Origin of the sequence: Corynebacterium flavescens (genome assembly GCF_008693105.1) — a bacterium.
Taxonomy (GTDB): Bacteria; Actinomycetota; Actinomycetes; order Mycobacteriales; family Mycobacteriaceae; genus Corynebacterium; species Corynebacterium flavescens.
This window is the reverse complement of sequence record NZ_VXKK01000032.1, coordinates 95,803-108,991: the sequence shown is the minus strand read 5'-3', so window position 1 is coordinate 108,991 and position 13,189 is coordinate 95,803. Positions and strand designations below refer to the sequence as shown.

The 13,189-nt window shown below is 59.6% G+C and carries 12 protein-coding genes; 11 read left to right on the top strand and 1 reads right to left on the bottom strand.

Translation table 11 applies throughout. The annotated features are described in order from the left end of the window. Positions 1-28 precede the first annotated feature (28 nt). Positions 29-922, bottom strand: coding sequence for a tRNA pseudouridine(55) synthase TruB (truB, locus tag F4V60_RS07370; protein WP_075729996.1), 894 nt, complete (start codon positions 920-922; stop codon positions 29-31). Here truB and F4V60_RS07365 point away from each other — a divergent pair. From F4V60_RS07365 to F4V60_RS07315, 11 genes are all read left to right on the top strand, one after another. Continuing rightward, positions 921-2,000, top strand: coding sequence for a bifunctional riboflavin kinase/FAD synthetase (locus F4V60_RS07365; protein WP_075729995.1), 1,080 nt, complete (start codon positions 921-923; stop codon positions 1,998-2,000). The genes truB and F4V60_RS07365 overlap by 2 nt on opposite strands. Beyond that, entirely contained in the window at positions 1,997-2,929 is a 933-nt protein-coding gene (locus tag F4V60_RS07360) for a nucleoside hydrolase (protein WP_075729994.1), read from the top strand. The genes F4V60_RS07365 and F4V60_RS07360 overlap by 4 nt, the downstream gene beginning before the upstream one ends. A 138-nt stretch (positions 2,930-3,067) precedes the next feature. Continuing rightward, positions 3,068-3,337 carry a 30S ribosomal protein S15 gene (rpsO, locus tag F4V60_RS07355; protein ID WP_075729993.1) on the top strand — a complete coding sequence of 90 codons (270 nt, stop codon included), beginning with the start codon at positions 3,068-3,070 and terminating at the stop codon, positions 3,335-3,337. A 257-nt stretch (positions 3,338-3,594) separates the two neighbouring features. Further along, the gene (locus F4V60_RS07350; RefSeq protein WP_075729992.1) at positions 3,595-5,835 is read left to right on the top strand and encodes a polyribonucleotide nucleotidyltransferase; all 2,241 of its coding nucleotides are present in this window, start codon (positions 3,595-3,597) and stop codon (positions 5,833-5,835) included. 137 nt (positions 5,836-5,972) lie between these two features. After that, entirely contained in the window at positions 5,973-6,617 is a 645-nt protein-coding gene (locus tag F4V60_RS07345; RefSeq protein WP_075729991.1) for a DUF1980 domain-containing protein, read from the top strand. A 26-nt stretch (positions 6,618-6,643) separates the two neighbouring features. Continuing rightward, a complete protein-coding gene (locus tag F4V60_RS07340; RefSeq protein ID WP_232315904.1) occupies positions 6,644-7,705 on the top strand; it encodes a permease in 1,062 nt (353 codons plus the stop codon). A gap of 128 nt (positions 7,706-7,833) precedes the next feature. After that, on the top strand, positions 7,834-8,580 hold the full coding sequence (dapB, locus tag F4V60_RS07335; RefSeq protein WP_075729990.1) for a 4-hydroxy-tetrahydrodipicolinate reductase: 747 nt from the start codon (positions 7,834-7,836) through the stop codon (positions 8,578-8,580). A gap of 4 nt (positions 8,581-8,584) precedes the next feature. Further along, positions 8,585-9,331 (top strand): FAD-dependent thymidylate synthase, encoded by a 747-nt coding sequence (gene thyX, locus F4V60_RS07330; RefSeq protein WP_075729989.1) that lies wholly within the window; start codon positions 8,585-8,587, stop codon positions 9,329-9,331. 100 nt (positions 9,332-9,431) lie between these two features. Further along, positions 9,432-10,346 carry a 4-hydroxy-tetrahydrodipicolinate synthase gene (gene dapA / locus F4V60_RS07325; RefSeq protein ID WP_075729988.1) on the top strand — a complete coding sequence of 305 codons (915 nt, stop codon included), beginning with the start codon at positions 9,432-9,434 and terminating at the stop codon, positions 10,344-10,346. Continuing rightward, complete coding sequence (locus tag F4V60_RS07320; RefSeq protein ID WP_084559167.1) at positions 10,343-12,463, top strand: ribonuclease J; 2,121 nt, start codon at positions 10,343-10,345, stop codon at positions 12,461-12,463. The genes dapA and F4V60_RS07320 overlap by 4 nt, the downstream gene beginning before the upstream one ends. Before the next feature lie 68 nt (positions 12,464-12,531). Continuing rightward, positions 12,532-13,158 carry a TIGR03085 family metal-binding protein gene (locus F4V60_RS07315; protein WP_307722792.1) on the top strand — a complete coding sequence of 209 codons (627 nt, stop codon included), beginning with the start codon at positions 12,532-12,534 and terminating at the stop codon, positions 13,156-13,158. Positions 13,159-13,189 lie beyond the last annotated feature (31 nt).

The following is a 13,189-nucleotide window of genomic DNA, read 5'->3' as shown; positions in this document are numbered from 1 at the left end:
CGCAGGAAGGCCAGCCGGAAGTCCCTGACTAGAGCGTTGAGGGCCGTGCTACAAAGACGGTGGCCAGGCGTTTGCCCTTCTCCTGAATCAGGGCAACGGCGCGGCCATCCGGGCTAACGGCGGCGTGAATACCTTTCAGTCCACGGGGCTCCAGCCACTTGCCCATCGCCAGGGCTGCGGCTTCTTCTGCGGTGACATCGACGACGGGGTAGCAGGAGGTAAGGGCCTCGTCGAGACTAAGCGACAGGTGCGGATTGGCCTCAAGTTCCTTTAATGTCCGGGCGTTCTCGAGGCCGAAAGGACCGACGGTGGTGCGTCGAAGTGCAGTGAGGTGCCCGCCCACTCCGAGGTTCTCACCGAGGTCGCGCGCGAGGGAGCGGATGTAGGTGCCCGAGGAACAGCGCACTGAGACGTCGAGATCGAGGAAGCCCTCCGTGCGCCGCGAATCAAGCACGTCGAAAGCACTGACGGTCACGGGGCGCGCGGGGATCTCCACTTCCTCGCCCGAGCGAACACGCTCGTGGGCGCGGCGTCCATCAATCTTGATGGCGGAGACCGCTGCGGGGCGTTGCATGATGTCACCGGTCAGGCGTGCAATTGCGGCAGCCACCGCGGCATCTGCGACCTCATCGGCGCTGTGCCCCCAGGTCTTCTCACCCTCCGCGTCGTCCGTATGGGTGGCAAAGCCCAGCCGGATGGTGGCGTCATAAGACTTTGTCGAGGCGACAAGGTGCGCCAGGAATTTGGTACCGCGCTCGATCCCCAGCACCAAGACCCCTGTTGCCATGGGGTCGAGCGTGCCCGCGTGACCTACCTTCTTGGTGTGAAAGTAGCGGCGCACACGCCCGACGACGTCGTGCGATGTCAACCCGGCTGGCTTGTCCACGATGAGTAGTCCGGAGGAGGCGAGAGCGTCAGTCATGCCCTGCAGTCTATGTCACCCCCGCGCGTGCTCTAACATAGAGCCCGTGGATATTTGGTACGGAATCGAGGACATCCCCGCCGATCTCGGCGCGACGGCGGTGACGATAGGCGTCTTTGATGGCCTCCATCGCGGACATCAGCAGCTGATTAAGGCCACGGTCGCGCATGCGAAGGCAGAACACCTCGTGCCGGTCATGGTTACCTTCGATCCCCACCCGGTTTCAGTGTTTTTGCCTGAGCGCGCTCCGGTATCGGTCATTAGCTTTGAGCGCCGCCTGCAATTGGCGGAGCAGATGGGCATCCAGGCGGTCCTCGTGATTGATTTCACCAAGGAGCTCGTCGGCCTCGATGCCCGGCAGTACGTGGAGACCATGGTGGTCAACGCCTTGCATGCGCGCCACGTCGTAGTGGGGGAGAACTTCAGCTTCGGCGCTGATGCGGCAGGCACGGCGCAGGTTATGGCGCAGCTCGGGAAAGAGTATGGGTTTAGCGTGGATATTATCGCCCTGCTTAACGACGGCGGGGTCAACATCTGTTCGACCAACATCCGCGCCGCCTTGGCCGCAGGTGATATCCGCAGCGCCAACTGGGCGCTGGGCAGGCACTTTACCGTCACCGGGCCGGTGGTGCGTGGCGCTGGTCGAGGAGGCCGCGAACTTGGATTTCCCACCGCCAACCAGTACTTCCCCGATACCACCGCCATTCCGGCGGATGGAGTCTACGCGGGCTGGTTTATTATCGAGCCCTGCGCAGCGCCGGTCCAAGGAAACATGGAGCCGGGACGGGCCTATGCGGCGGCAATCTCGGTGGGCACCAACCCTACCTTTGGCGATGAGGAACGCTCCATCGAGTCCTTTGTCCTCGACCGTGAGGCCGATCTCTACGGACATGAGGCCACAGTGAAGTTCGTTGATCACCTCAGGGACATGGTCAAGTTCAACTCGGTCGATGAGCTGCTGGCAGCAATGGCGCGGGACGTATCGGCCGCGCGGAAGGTTCTTGCCCGTGACGCGCAGGAGCGGGGATGGGCCCTCGACGAGTACTTCTTGCGGGTCTCACCGGTTGAGTCCTCATGAAAGTCATCTTGGATCTCGATACCGGTATCGATGACGCATTGGCCCTGGCCTATGCCTTGGCCCATCCCAATCTGGAGCTCATCGGCGTTACCAGTACCTATGGCAATGTCACGGTGGAGCAGGGAGTGCGCAATACGCTTGCCCTGCTCGAGCTGCTTGGTGCACCCGAAGTCCCCGTTTTCCTAGGTTCAGAGCGGCCAGGCTTTCGGGTGCAGCCTATTTCCGCATTTATCCACGGCGCCAACGGGCTGGGGCAGGTGGAGATACCTGCACCGCGGCGCGGGCCGGCCGAGGCAACGGCGGTAGACTTTTTGGTTTCTTCCTTTGCACGCTATGGCGAGGATCTCACCGTGATCCCCACGGGGCCTTCAACGACGATTGCTGCGGCGATGAGCTCCAGCCCGGAGTTCGCGCGCCAGGCTCGAATCGTCATGATGGGTGGAGTCCTGACCGTGCCGGGCAACGTGAGTGCTTGGGCAGAGGCGAATGTCTCCCAAGATCCGGAGGCGAGCGATGCCGTATTCCGGCAGGGCGGCAATATCACGATGGTGGGCCTCGACGTCACGCTGCAGACCCTCTTGCGGGCCAATGACACCGCGCGGTGGAGGCGGACGGAGACCGCCGCTGGGCGTGCGTATGCAGAGATGGCGGACTACTACATTCGTGCCTATGCCACGACATCGCCCCACCTCGGTGGCTGCGGATTACATGATCCTCTGGCGGTCGCCGTCGCGGCGGACCCTTCTCTAGTAACTGTCTTTGATACCAACCTTAAATGCGATACCACAGGGCCAACTCGCGGCCGCACCATTGGCGATGAAACGCGCTTAGCAGACCCACTAAAAACCGCGCATGTGGCAATTGAAGTGGATGCCCCGCGCTTTGTCGCAACCTTCGTTGACACCCTCGAAGAGTACTTCCAGGCCTGAGAAGCTCTGTTTTGGAAAGCCCATCATCTTCCGGTAGAATTTCCCCTCGGCTTAGCTACTGCGGTCCACAGCAGTTGCGGCGGCGCTTTAAAGCGCGGGAATTTCATGTGGACTGAAATATAATTAGGAGATTTACTCATGGCATTGACCACTGAGCGCAAGGCAGAAATCCTCAAGGAATTTGGCCTGCACGAGACCGATACCGGATCCCCCGAGGCACAGGTTGCACTGTTGACGGATCGCATCAACACCCTGACCGAGCACCTGAAGTCCCACAAGCACGATCACCACTCCCGTCGTGGTCTGTTGCTGATGGTTGGTCGCCGTCGTGGACTGCTGAAGTACTTGGCAGCCAACAACGTTGACCGCTACCGCGACCTCATTGCTCGCTTGGGTCTGCGCCGCTAGTCGCCGCAGTATCGAGTCTTAACCCGAGGGTATTACTCGGCGAGGTAGAACCTCACTTTCCGTATCTTCCCAGTTACGCGCGCTTTCCTTTTTAGGAGGAAGAGCCGCTTGCCGGGGAGTTGGGAGGTGAGGTTTTTCTGTTTTCCCAGCCGAGTCATCGAAACCGCAGGAAACCTGTTAGAATTGTACAGCATTGTCATAGACAAAATCTGGCGGCACCGACGATCGCCACACATACTCAAGGAGAAATGCATTTAATGAGCGCTAAAAACGCCGTTGAGTTCAATGTAGATGAAGACTTCGGTATCACCGAAGCAATCGCCACCATTGATAATGGCGACTTTGGTACCCGCACCATTCGTTTCGAAACCGGGCAGCTTGCCCGCCAAGCGGATGGTTCCGTCACCACCTATCTCGACGATGACACGATGTTGCTGGCCACCACCACGGCCTCCAACCAGCCCCGCGAGGGCTTTGACTTCTTCCCCCTGACCGTGGACGTGGAAGAGCGTATGTACGCCGCAGGCAAGATCCCCGGCTCTTTCTTCCGCCGTGAGGGTCGTCCCTCCACCGCCGCCATTTTGGCGTGTCGCCTCATTGACCGCCCGTTGCGCCCCACATTTGTTAAGGGTCTGCGCAACGAGGTGCAGGTCATTATCACCGTGCTTTCCATGGCTCCTCAGGAGTACTACGACGTTGTCGCTATCAATGGCGCCTCTGCCGCAACCCAGCTCTCGGGGCTTCCAGTCTCCGGCGCAGTAGGCGGTGTACGTCTGGCTCTCTTGGCTGATGACAAGCACCCCAAGGGTCAGTGGGTGGCTTTCCCCAACGAAGAGCAGCACGAGCGCGCTTTGTTCGAGATGGTTGTTGCCGGACGCATGGTGAAGAAGGGTCGCAAGGAAGACGTTGCCATCATGATGGTGGAGGCCGGTGCCGGCGTCCACGTTGCTGAGCGCATCAAGGAAGGCGCTCCTGCACCGCAGGAGTCCACCGTTGCGGAGGGAATTGAGGCTGCAAAGCCTTTCATCAAAACCCTTTGTGAGGCCCAGGCTGGGCTGGCTGAGCGTGCCGCCAAGGATGTCCAGAAGTTCCCGCTCTTCCCGGCATATGGCGAGGACGTCTTCGCAGCCGTGCACAAGGCCGCTGCTAAGCAGCTCGAGAAGCTGCTGACCATTCCTGGTAAGCAGGAGCGCGACGAGGCTACCAATGAGCACATGGTGCAGGTTGAAGAGAAGCTCATCGGCCGCTTCGACGTTGCTGATGCTTCCAAGCAGATCCGTGCTGCTTATAACGCCGTCATGAAGGACATTGTCCGTCATAAGATCCTCACAGAGGGCTTCCGCATCGATGGCCGTGGCGTCACCGACATCCGTGATCTTTCCGTCGAGGTGGATCTTGTCCCGCGCGCACACGGTTCATCGCTCTTCGAGCGTGGCGAAACCCAAATCCTGGGTATTACTACCCTGGACATGCTCAAGATGGAGCAGCAGATCGATTCGCTGACCCCAGAGCTGAGCAAGCGCTACATTCACCACTACAACTTCCCGCCGTACTCTACGGGCGAGACCGGCCGTGTCGGTTCCCCGAAGCGGCGCGAAATCGGCCACGGAGCGCTTGCTGAGCGCGCGCTCTTGCCGGTCATTCCCTCCCGTGAGGACTTCCCCTACGCCATCCGCCAGGTTTCTGAGGCACTTAGCTCTAACGGTTCTACCTCCATGGGTTCCGTCTGTGCCTCGACCCTGTCCCTCTACAACGCTGGTGTGCCGCTGAAGGCTCCCGTAGCGGGCATCGCCATGGGTCTCGTCTCCGGCGAGGTCGAGGGCAAGGAGAAGTTTGTCGCGTTGACGGATATCCTCGGCGCCGAGGATGCCTTCGGTGACATGGACTTCAAGGTCGCTGGTACGTCCGAGTTCATTACCGCTCTGCAGCTCGATACCAAGCTTGACGGTATTCCTTCCCGCGTCTTGGCAGACGCACTCGAGCAGGCCCGCGATGCGCGTAACACCATCCTGGAGACCATGGCTGAGATCATCGAAGGCCCGGATGAGATGTCCTCACTCGCCCCGAAGATCACCTCGGTCAAGATTCCGATCTCCAAGATCGGTGAGCTCATCGGCCCGAAGGGCAAGACCATCAACACCATCACGGATGAAACTGGTGCTGATATCTCCATCGATGATGACGGAACCGTCTACGTCTCCGCTATCACCGGTGACGCCGCAGACCAGGCTCTGGACAAGGTCAACGCCATTGCCAATCCGCAGCTGCCCAAGGTCGGGGAGCGCTACCTAGGCACGGTTGTTAAGACCGTTCCTTTCGGCGCATTTGTGTCCCTGACCCCGTCTCGCGATGGACTCATCCACATCTCCAAGCTGGGTGGGGACGAGCGCATTGAAAAGGTCGAAGACGTCATCAACGTCGGCGACAAGGTGCAGGTCGAAATCGCAGACATCGACAACCGCGGGAAGATCTCCCTCGTCCCCGTCGAAGAGGACTAGTCTTTAAAAGGACTCACACTGCTAAGAAGCAGCCCTTCACACCAGTTTCATTTCGGTGCGAAGGGCTGCTTCTCTTTAGCGAAGGCGCATCGTGGCCAGGATGGACTATAGTGTGCTTCGTCCATCGTGGAGGCTCAATGAAGATAGCAGTGCGCAGGGCACTGTCTTGTGTCGTTGGACTCTTCGCCATCGCGGTATTCTATTTGGCCCTGACCGGGAAGTTCAGCGCCTATGTCAACCCGCGCTTCTTCTGGCTCCTCATTCTCGCGGGCCTAGTTCTCGCCACAGCGGTCATAGGCTCGTCCGCGCGTCTGCGCCTACCTAAGATTGCCTTTATTCTCCTCGTGCCTCTGGCATTGATTTGGATCGCGGAGCCTGGGCAATTGGGAGCTTCGATGGCGAGGCAACAGTCGCTGGCCCCGCTTCCGGCTGGTGGTACATTCCCGGCTTTGCGCCCGGGACTAAACCAGGTGGGAATGCGGGAGCTAAATGCACGTTCACGCCTAGAGCCGGAGATCACCATCGGCGCCGAAGTGGCAGTGATGGGTTTTGCCGTTGCAGAGGGTGAGAACTGGCGCCTGGCCCGCTTTACAATGCCATGCTGTGCCGCCGATGCCGTAGCCTATTTTGCGGATCTGGACCTGTCGCATTGGTCTCCGGGAATCGGCCAAGGCGGTCTCCGGGAATCGGCCAAGGCCTCAAAGAAGATAAATGGTACACCGTTTATGCCACGGTCAGGATGTCTCCACCGAGCATCCCGTCCTTGCGGTGAGCAGAATTGAGAGCGCAGACGTGCCGGGAGATCCCTATGAGTACTAAGCACCAGCACTTCTCAGTGTCCGAGCGCGAATCTTTTGCCGAGATCCGAGCTCGCCTGTGGCAGATCGCGGTGTGGAGCATGGTGGTATGCCTACTTGGCTGCGGCGTGTTGCTTTCCATCGGTGCTCCTGTCCACCTTCAAGGAAGGGTGGAAGCCTGGGCTACGTTGACCGTGGCTATTGTTTTTCAAGCCGCTCCCTTTCTTGTTCTAGGCGTCACCCTTTCGGCAGGGATCGCACTCTTCGTACCGGAGACGGCGTTTCTTCGCATGTGCAGGCTCCCGCGAGCTGCCTTGATTCCAGGTCTTGCCGGGGCGGGTGCTCTAGTACCGGGATGCGAGTGCTCCACCGTGCCGGTGGCGAAGTCCTTGATCAATAGAGGTGTTCCTCCGGCTGCTGCGCTCTCTTTCATGTTGGCCAGTCCCACCATCAACCCCATGGTTTTGGTTGCCACCGCGGTCGCGTTTCCCGCTGCACCACAGATGGTGTGGGCGCGCTTGGGTGCAGGCTTATTTGCTGCATGTTTGGTTGGAGCCTTGTGGCAGTTGTTGAGCCACACGAGCCGAGGGAAATCCGCCAAGCATGGCCTGCAAGATGCGCACAGCGGGCACCAGCCCGATGATTGCCATCATCACGAGCACGAGGCAGGTGGTCGTTGGCGCGGGTTCTGTGAGCATGTGACCAGAGAGTTTGCCTCGGCGGGAGGATTTCTCGTGATAGGAGCCATGATTGCGGCTTTGCTCAAAGTGGTCATCCCCGCGAGTGTCACGCAGGCGATGGAGAACAACCTGGTGCTGGCGTGCATCTTCATGGCGGCGTTGGCGATCGTGATGAGCGTGTGCTCGGAGGCGGACGCGTTCATAGCGGCGTCGTTTAGCATGATTTCACCAGTGGCCCTCCTAGTATTTCTCGTGGTGGGGCCCATGGTCGACCTGCAGCTCATCGCTATGCACTATGGGGCTTGGGGAGCGCGTTTCGTCGCAGTATTCGCCCCCTTGACGGTGGTGTGCACGGTGCTGAGCGCGGTGATGGTAGGAACGGTGCTGTTGTAAAGCCACCGGCTAGATTGTTGCGACGGCCGCGGCGGGGGTTGAGACTTTAGACAACGGCGAACAAGTGGCGCGTTAGACTGGAGCGAGTGCATGGAATCGTTCTCAACGCGTTAAAGGAGTAAAAAGTCATGACCATCAAGGTAGGAGTCCTCGGCGCACACGGCCGGGTAGGCCAAGCAATAGTGGAGGGCGTGAACGCCGCCGCCGATCTGGACTTAGTCGCAGAGGTTGGCCGGGGAGAAGATCTGCAGGTTGTGGTAGATAACGAGGCCCAGGTCATCGTGGATTTCACCCAGCCGGCCTCGGTGATGGGAAACCTCGAGTTCTGTATCAAGCACGGGATTCACTGCGTGGTAGGAACCACCGGCTTCGATGAAGAGAAACTAGCACAGGTGGAAAAGTGGACCGCAGCTCCTGGTGCCGGACACGTGCTCATTGCGCCCAATTTTGCCATCTCTGCGGTGCTGACCATGGTATTTGCGCGCCAGGCCGCCAAGTTCTTCGAAACCGCCGAGGTAGTTGAGTTTCACCACCCGGCTAAACTTGATGCGCCGTCGGGGACCGCAATTCACACCGCACAAGGAATTGCCGCGGCCCGTAAAGCCGCTGGTTTGGGCGCCATGCCCGATGCCACAGAGCAATCCTTGCCGGGGGCTAGGGGAGCAGACGTCGACGGAATTCCGGTCCACGCGGTCAGAACGCGCGGAATGGTGGCGCATGAGGAGGTTATCTTCGGCGCTCAAGGCCAGTCCCTGACCATCCGCCAAGACTCTTATGACCGTTCCTCCTTTACCCCCGGAGTCTTAGAGGGCGTGCGCAAGATTGCCCAACACCCCGGCCTCGTGGTTGGTCTCGAGAACTACCTGGACCTCTAAGCGCATGGCACAAGCTACGACACTGGCGGTACAACTCATTGCCGCCACAGAGTTCCGTCCCCCTCACGGTGTTGACTGGACCGCGGATGAAACGGCCTCCGATGCCGAGGCTCTGGTCGAGTTCGCTGGGAGGGCCTGCTACGAGTCCTTCAACAAACCCAACCCGCGGACCGCGAGTAATAAGGCATACCTGCGCCATATCTTAGAGGTGGGCCACGACGCGCTTCTGGAGCATTCTACGGCCACGGTTTATATCACGGGGCTGTCGCGCTCAGCCAGCCACGAGCTGGTTCGGCATCGGCATTTTTCCTTCTCGCAGCTATCTCAGCGCTATGTGCACCCAGATGAGACGCGGGTAGTCGTGCCGGAACTCATCGCGCGTGATGAGGAGCTGACGCGGCTTTTCATGCAGGCCATCGACGAATCCCGCTTCGCTTATGATGAGATCCTTTCCTCACTGGAAGGCCGGCTGGAGGAGGCCAACGCGCTGCTGCGCAAGAAGCAGGCTCGGCAGGCCGCGCGCGCGGTGCTCCCCAATGCGACGGAGACCCGCATTGTGGTCACCGGTAACTACCGCGCGTGGCGCCATTTCATCGGTGCTCGCGCCACGGAACAGGCGGACGAAGAGATGCGGGGGCTTGCCATTGCCTGCCTCAAGTTGCTCCAGGAACAATCGCCGGTGCTTTTCGACGACTTCCACATCACCGCCCTGCCCGACGGTTCCGAAATGGCATCGAGTCCCTACGCATAAGCCTGCAGTTGCACTGTGAGGGATGGAGTGGACGCGATAATTGCGCCAACACTAACCTCGATGCGGATTAAAATCTGTGAAGCTGGTAATCTTAACCGCTATGAGCACAGGTATGACAGCGAAGACGGGCGTCGAGACCTTCGGCCACGTCGGCGTAGCCATGGTCACTCCGTTTGACCGTGATGGCGCGCTCGACGTGGAAGCAGGGCGCCGCCTAGCAGCTCATCTCGTCGACAACGGCATCGATTCTCTCATCCTTGCCGGAACTACCGGGGAATCCCCGACCACGACCGTCGAAGAGAAGCTGGCTTTGCTCAAGGCTGTTAAGGAAGAAGTAGGAGATCGCGCCAAGCTCTGCGCCGGCGCAGGAACCAATAACACCGCGACTTCTATCGCCCTCGCGCAGGCCTCCGTGGCCGCCGGCGCCGATAGCTTGTTGCTGGTCAGCCCCTACTACTCCAAGCCATCTCAGGCGGGCGTGTACGCCCACTTCACAGCAATCGCGCAGTCGGTAGACGCACCCATTTGCCTCTATGACATCCCTGGCCGCTCGGGCATCGCCATCGCTTCGGATACAATCCGCAAGCTGGCTGAAGTGCCTAATATCCAGGCAGTAAAGGACGCCAAAGGCGATCTTGGTGCTGCCGCACAACTTATCCGGGAGACGGGACTTGCATGGTTCTCCGGAGACGATCCCTTAAACCTCCCTTGGCTCAGCCTTGGGGCTTCGGGCTTTATCTCCGTTGTTGGCCACGCGGCACCCCGCGCCCTCGTAGATCTCTACGATGCATTCGAGCAAGGTGACCTTGCCCGCGCTCGAGAGATCAACGCCAATACTTTGACCCCGCTTATCCATGCCCAGGCACGGTTGGGCGGAGCAACACTCGCAAAGGCTGCCCTGCGTCTGCAGGGCATCGAAGTAGGAGATCCGCGTCTGCCGGTCGTCGCACCAGATGCCACGCAGATCGAGGAACTCCGCATAGATATGAAAAAGGCTGGAGTCCTTCAAGAATGACTGAACCCCGTAACCGTTCCCGTAAGGTGACCCGCAAGGCTGGTCCGCCCACGGAAACTGAGACCGCCTCCAATGAGGCGGCTTCGCCGGTTTTCCAGGCTCCCGTTTCGGCGGAGCCGCAGAACCAGCAAGAATCTTCCTCTCATGAGGGCGCCGAGAGCAAACGCCGTTCCTCCGAGTCCTCCCAGGATGGGGAGCACGGTGGAAACCGCAAGAGCCGTTCGCGCGGTGGCCGTGGACGCGGTCGCGGCGGCAACGCTAACTCGCATAATTTCCAGCAGGGTGGCGGAAACAGCAACCGCAACAACAATCGTGGTAACAACAACGGAAATAACCGTGGGCGCCGCAACGTGCCGAAGTCGATGCAGGGCGCGGATCTGACTAAGCGTTTGCCCGAGCCTCCTAAGCAGCCGAATGACGCACTGCGCATCTATGCCCTAGGCGGCATTTCGGAGATCGGCCGCAACATGACGGTCTTCGAATACGGCGATGATCTGCTCATCATCGACTGTGGTGTCCTCTTCCCGTCTTCCGGTGAGCCGGGCGTGGACCTCATCCTGCCTGACTTCGGCCCCATCGAAAAGAAGCTGGACAAGATTAAGGCCCTCGTTGTCACCCACGCGCACGAGGATCACATTGGCGCCATTCCGTGGCTGCTCAAGCTGCGCCCGGACATCCCCGTTGTGGCCTCGCGCTTTACCATCGCACTTATCGCTGCCAAGTGTAAAGAGCACCGCCAGAAGCCGAAGTTCGTCGAGGTCAATGAGAAGTCCGATGTGACTTATGGCCCCTTCCGTGTTCGTTTCTGGGCTGTTAACCACTCCATTCCGGATGCTTTGGGCATCATGCTGGGCACCCCTGCCGGCAACATCATCCACACGGGCGATATCAAGCTGGATCAGACCCCGCTGGATCACCGTCCTACGGATCTTCCCGCGCTGTCTCGCTATGGCGATGAGGGCGTGGATCTCATGCTTTGTGATTCGACCAACGCCAATATCCCCGGCGTCTCGGCTTCGGAAGCTGATATTCCCGCCACCTTCAAGCGCTTGGTGGCTGGCGCGAAGCAGCGAGTTATTATCGCGTCCTTTGCTTCTAACGTCTACCGCGTCCAGGCTGCGGTTGATGCAGCTGTGGCCAACGGCCGCAAGGTTGCTTTCAATGGTCGCTCGATGATGCGCAACATGGAGATCGCCGAGAAGATGGGCTTTTTGAAGGTTCCGCGCGGAACCATCATCCCCATCGAAGAAGCTTCCAAGATGGCTCCGCATAAGACGGTCCTTATTACCACCGGTACCCAGGGCGAGCCTATGGCTGCTCTTTCCCGCATGGCACGCCGCGAACACCGGCAGATTACCGTGCGCGATGGTGACCTCATCGTATTCTCCTCCTCGCTCATTCCGGGCAATGAAGAGGCAATCTACGGCGTGATGAACATGCTTTCCCAGATCGGTGCTGAGGTCATCACCAACAAGGAAGCACGCGTTCACTCTTCCGGTCACGGTTATGGTGGAGAACTGTTGTTCCTCTACAACGCCGCTCGTCCGAAGAACGCCATGCCTGTGCACGGCGAGTGGCGCCACCTGCGTGCCAACAAGGAGCTCGCTATTTCCACCGGTGTTCGCCGGGATCGCGTTGTGCTGGCGCAGAACGGCGTTGTCGTTGATTTGCGCAACGGCAGGGCAGAGGTCGTCGGTCAGATCCCGGTGGGCAACCTCTATGTCGATGGTGTGTCCATGGGTGACGTTGACGCCGATACGCTGGCTGACCGCACCAACCTCGGTGCAGGTGGCGTAGTCTCCATCACCTGTGTCATCGACAACCGTACGATGCGCCTCATGGAGCACCCGGCCATCTCCACCACTGGCTTTGCTGATGATGATCGCGGAGTTGTCCCAGAGGTCGCGGAGATCGTCGAGCACATTATGAACGATCTCGCCGCCGAAGGTGAAAACGACACCTACCGCATGGTCCAGAAGCTGCGCCGTAAGGTATCCAAGCTCATGGATTCGAAGTACAAGCGCGAGCCGGTCATCCTTCCGACCATCGTGCCTACCGCTTCCGGCAACATCGTTACAGATGATGATGATGTGGAAGCTTCGCGCGAGTCCCTGTAACTAGGATTCGCTCGTGGCCCACACGGCCTAGGCATTGTGTCCCCCAGCATCTAGCTATGCTGGGGGACATGTCGTTTTCTTCTGTGGAGCGCGCCCGCCTCGTCGCGCTATTTCATCAGCTTGGACCGGACGCTCCGACTCTGTGTGAGGGGTGGACCACCCGTGACCTTGCAGCCCATCTGTTGGTGCGTGAGAATCAACCCACCGCAGCACTTGGAATGTTCATTCCCGCCTTGCATGCTCACCTGGAGCGCGCCATGGGCAAACAGCGCCAGCGGGACTACGACGCGATTGTTGATGACTGGGGAGCAGGCCCAGGAAAGTTCAGTCCTGCCCGGCTTTTTGATTCCCAGATGAACACTGCGGAACACTTCGTGCATCTTGAGGACGTGCGCCGCGCCAATGGCATGGAATCCGAGAGGGAGTTCTCCCGTGCGGCACAGGACAAGCTCTATGGGACTCTGCGGCTTTTTGCCCCGCGCATGCTGGCAAAGTCTACCCAGCCTGTAGTTCTCTATCCCACAGGTTTCCCGCGTGTAGTCGCCGCCAATCACCACCGCGTTTCAGAGCATGGGGAGGCCGTGGTGCGCGTATTCGGCACGGCCCCGGAGCTGCTGTTGTGGGCCTATGGGCGTATCCCGGTGCACATTAAAGTGGAGGGAGACGCCACAGCGATTAAAATATCAAGTCTTTAGGGTTGACGTTGCTGTGGGGTCTTTAGCCGAC

Excerpts from the sequence above, each read along its gene's own strand:
- F4V60_RS07340 (WP_232315904.1), top strand. The coding sequence starts at position 6,644 with ATGAGTACTAAGCACCAGCACTTCTCAGTGTCCGAGCGCGAATCTTTT.
- thyX (WP_075729989.1), top strand. The coding sequence starts at position 8,585 with ATGGCACAAGCTACGACACTGGCGGTACAACTCATTGCCGCCACAGAG.
- dapA (WP_075729988.1), top strand. The coding sequence starts at position 9,432 with ATGAGCACAGGTATGACAGCGAAGACGGGCGTCGAGACCTTCGGCCAC.
- F4V60_RS07345 (WP_075729991.1), top strand. The coding sequence starts at position 5,973 with ATGAAGATAGCAGTGCGCAGGGCACTGTCTTGTGTCGTTGGACTCTTC.
- F4V60_RS07350 (WP_075729992.1), top strand. The coding sequence starts at position 3,595 with ATGAGCGCTAAAAACGCCGTTGAGTTCAATGTAGATGAAGACTTCGGT.
- F4V60_RS07315 (WP_307722792.1), top strand. The coding sequence starts at position 12,532 with ATGTCGTTTTCTTCTGTGGAGCGCGCCCGCCTCGTCGCGCTATTTCAT.
- F4V60_RS07320 (WP_084559167.1), top strand. The coding sequence starts at position 10,343 with ATGACTGAACCCCGTAACCGTTCCCGTAAGGTGACCCGCAAGGCTGGT.
- F4V60_RS07365 (WP_075729995.1), top strand. The coding sequence starts at position 921 with ATGCCCTGCAGTCTATGTCACCCCCGCGCGTGCTCTAACATAGAGCCC.
- rpsO (WP_075729993.1), top strand. The coding sequence starts at position 3,068 with ATGGCATTGACCACTGAGCGCAAGGCAGAAATCCTCAAGGAATTTGGC.
- F4V60_RS07360 (WP_075729994.1), top strand. The coding sequence starts at position 1,997 with ATGAAAGTCATCTTGGATCTCGATACCGGTATCGATGACGCATTGGCC.
- dapB (WP_075729990.1), top strand. The coding sequence starts at position 7,834 with ATGACCATCAAGGTAGGAGTCCTCGGCGCACACGGCCGGGTAGGCCAA.
- truB (WP_075729996.1), bottom strand. The coding sequence starts at position 922 with ATGACTGACGCTCTCGCCTCCTCCGGACTACTCATCGTGGACAAGCCA.